This is a genomic window from Psychromonas aquimarina ATCC BAA-1526, from assembly GCF_000428725.1.
In the GTDB taxonomy this organism is placed as follows: Bacteria; Pseudomonadota; Gammaproteobacteria; order Enterobacterales; family Psychromonadaceae; genus Psychromonas; species Psychromonas aquimarina.
The window spans coordinates 1-1,867 of record NZ_AUAM01000123.1; the positions used below are offsets into that span (position 1 = coordinate 1).

At 37.9% G+C, this 1,867-nt stretch carries 3 protein-coding genes; all 3 read right to left on the reverse strand.

All coding sequences use genetic code 11. From position 1 onward, the window contains the following. Window positions 1–312: 312 nt before the first annotated feature. Complete coding sequence (locus G337_RS0119195; RefSeq protein WP_028865292.1) at window positions 313–612, reverse strand: HigA family addiction module antitoxin; 300 nt, start codon at window positions 610–612, stop codon at window positions 313–315. A 59-nt stretch (window positions 613–671) separates the two neighbouring features. Beyond that, window positions 672–977 carry a type II toxin-antitoxin system RelE/ParE family toxin gene (locus G337_RS0119200; protein ID WP_028865293.1) on the reverse strand — a complete coding sequence of 102 codons (306 nt, stop codon included), beginning with the start codon at window positions 975–977 and terminating at the stop codon, window positions 672–674. A 263-nt stretch (window positions 978–1,240) separates the two neighbouring features. Further along, complete coding sequence (locus G337_RS0119205; RefSeq protein ID WP_157619400.1) at window positions 1,241–1,621, reverse strand: hypothetical protein; 381 nt, start codon at window positions 1,619–1,621, stop codon at window positions 1,241–1,243. Between the last annotated feature and the right edge of the window lie 246 nt (window positions 1,622–1,867).

The window sequence follows — 1,867 nt, forward strand, 5'->3', positions numbered from 1 at the left end:
AACGGGTCTTTGACCCGTATCCGGACTTTAGTCCATAAATCCTAACCCACCTACTTTAGTAGGTGGTTGTTGAGTTTAAATGTGGTTGTGTGACTTGTCCAGGTATAAAACCGTGACACATCGATATTTAAAACCGTGACGTGACCGGCAGAGAAAATGTGACCGCCCTGGGTGCAAAATATGTGACGTTCCGGAGTGGTAAAACGTGACGTGCCGGCGAGGATAAAATGTGACACTGTTTTTCTTCACATGGTAAACGGCAGGCAGAAAAAAACCGCTGGACAGCGGCTTTTTATTTAAACAAAAAACAAATCAGGCTAAACGCCTTTCCTCAAAAGGAGTAACCGACATTTCTAGCGTCATGTTTTCAGCTTCCCAGGTATCCAGGTTAGCCTGCATCATGATCCATATTCCTACACTCGTGCCAGTGGCCTCTGCTAAACGGCGAGCCATTGAGTGAGAGCATTTAGCCTTTCCGTTTACAAATTCACTTAATGCTTTCCTGGTGATGCCTAAGTTTATCGCCGCATCGGTAATAGAGATATTCCTTTCATCTAAAACCGTATGTTTGAAAAACGCACCTGGATGTGATGGCTTCCTCGTCTTCTTCATTACTACTCTCCAAAAAACCGGCTTGTCTTCACCGGGTTTTAGTCCTTATTTCGATAGAATCAGCGGGCTTTAATTGCTTTTCCATGATAATCGCAATAATCAAGAAAAACGGCCCCGTCATCTTTAATTTGAAAGGTAATTCGCCAATTACCGTTTACCTCTATGCTGTACACCCCTTTACCTGAGCCTTTTTTCTCTGAAAACTTATCCCTGTAAATAGCTTTCAAATCTTTCGGGTGGTGAGAGGCTTCAACAGCATCCAGTATGTACCCTATAGTTACGATATGATTTGCGTTTAAACCGCTTTCATCTCCTTGATAAAAGAATTTTTTAAGCCCTTTATGTGCAAAACTTTTAACCGCCAAAGTAAAACCCTCCATTTTTCGTCTAAAAATATATTAATAATATGAGCCATGTTTTATTCCTTTTTAGTTGGGATATTTCAAAGAATATGTACCGTACTACTGAATATATTTTTGTTCACATAGAGGGCATTATTTTTCGACAACTTAAGCGTAACGTGTAACGTTGCAGGTGTCAAGTAATTTGCCGGGCCACATGGGAAACGAGTGGAATACTGATTTCAGACAATTAAGCCACTTCATTACGAGTGGCTTAATTGTCTAATTTAAAATACCCTTAGAGTGCTATTAGACTTAACAATTTCAAAAGAATGTTGTTTCACTTTCTTGTATGCCTCAAGCCCTTTTATAAGTAGGTCTTGGTTATTTGAAGGTCCAATTATTACCTTCTTAATGGCGGCCTTTGGAAAATCAACAGTTGTATACGGAATAAGCACACCGTTTCGGCTTCTAAACTCTAAATCTTCTTCATACTGCATCTTTATTAGCCTTACTTCGTTTTCATCCCTAAAGCAAAGTGGCTTTATACTTGGAACAATATTAAGTAAGCCAACTAAAATATGACCAGTATATTTTTCTATTATTTTATTAAATTGGTCTGTTTCTAAATCAATTTCAGATATCTCTCCTATTACGCTATTTAACAAATTCCTGTCATGCGTGACACCTTGTTTATGTTTAATATTTACATTGACCAGATCTAGAATTGACAATATCATTTAACAAAGCAATAACAAAATATAAGCAAGATTTAACATTAAGTATACTTGGTGATGTCTTTTAACAAATACTTTTTGGTTGATGTGGTCAACTAAATTCTCTCACCCTAGTTAAGCTACTTTTTCCAAATACCCGTTCATCATTTCAAAGGTGTTCGGGCAGTGATAACCCAA